The following is a 1,243-nucleotide window of genomic DNA, read 5'->3' as shown; positions in this document are numbered from 1 at the left end:
ACCCACCAAGCTTCCTTGCTTGCAAGGGAGCGTTGCCATGGTAGCGCCTTCGCGCAGCGAAGGTTACGAAAATGGCTAGAGGTGCTTCTCGGGACATTGCCTTTGGCAATACCCAGCCAGCACGACGTCGATTTTGCGGCGCAAAATCAACTGGGGCCTTAGCTCAGCTGGGAGAGCGCCTGATTTGCATTCAGGAGGTCAGGAGTTCGATCCTCCTAGGCTCCACCATTACTTCTTGTTCTCAGGTGGCCATCGTGGCTAGAAGGGGGGCATGAAGATATGTGCGATCACAATGGTTTACCGAGATTACTGGGCGTTATCACAATGGTACGCACATTATTCACGGCATCTTGGTTCGGATAACTTGTTCATTGTGGCTCACGGATCTGACCCAAAGATCGCTGCACTTTGCCCTCGGGCGAATGTGATAACGGTTCCACGGACGGACCTGACCGGTTTCGACAGGATGCGGGGGCAATTGCTCAACAGCATCCAGGACGGATTGGGTGTCATATATGATTGGGTGATCAGGACAGACGCGGATGAGCTGATCTGCATTGATCCAGCGCATTACGCATCTTTCGCCGGTTTGTTCAGGTCGCATCGTCGATCCAACGCATTGTTTGCCCTCGGGTTGAACGTTGTTGAAGGTGTCGAGGATGACATGATGAAGGCAACAGATGCTGCGCTGACAAAGCGCAGCAATGCGGTTTTCTCGGGTCACTACAGCAAGGCCTGGGCAGTGAAGCGTGGCACTCATCTGGTTCGACATGGCATTAACCTGACAGGGGATGCAGTGATGGTGATGCCGGAAGGTGTCTACCTTGCGCATCTAAAGTATGCCAGCATCGACGCCCTTACCGAAGCCAACGCGCATCGGTCAGAGATCGCTGCGGGGAAAGAGGATGGTTTGCCAGGGAAAGCATGGTTGCACGCAGACAAGGACGCCATGAAGTTCTTTGACATGTTTCAAAAAGCCCCGGCGATTGACTGGATGGCAGCTAAGGCGGAAGCCTATGATGCAATTGCAGGCGATCCTGTCCTTGAAACTTCGCAAAAGGTGCTCAGGGCCAGATCGGTTACATTCGATAGCCGGACGGTACTGCCAGAGTGGTTCAAATACTGCTGATTAGATCAGCAAGCGCGCTATGGCGCGTTTGCTCGTCCAATCGGACGGCTCGTGACATCCATTGGATGCGCGTGATTGACATCGTAAAGAGAGATACAATAACAACACTGTTTG

At 53.1% G+C, this 1,243-nt stretch carries 1 protein-coding gene and 1 tRNA gene; both read left to right on the top strand.

The window, feature by feature from the left end:
- The first annotated feature begins 152 nt into the window (after positions 1 to 152).
- A tRNA-Ala gene (locus tag A8B82_RS21630) sits at positions 153 to 228 on the top strand.
- Positions 229 to 271: 43 nt separating this feature from the next.
- On the top strand, positions 272 to 1,129 hold the full coding sequence (locus A8B82_RS21625) for a glycosyltransferase family 2 protein (protein ID WP_067297297.1): 858 nt from the start codon (positions 272 to 274) through the stop codon (positions 1,127 to 1,129).
- The last annotated feature ends 114 nt before the right edge of the window (positions 1,130 to 1,243 follow it).

Source organism: Sulfitobacter sp. EhC04, assembly GCF_001650875.1.
Classification (GTDB): Bacteria; Pseudomonadota; Alphaproteobacteria; order Rhodobacterales; family Rhodobacteraceae; genus Sulfitobacter.
This window is presented reverse-complemented; position numbering and strand designations above follow the sequence as displayed.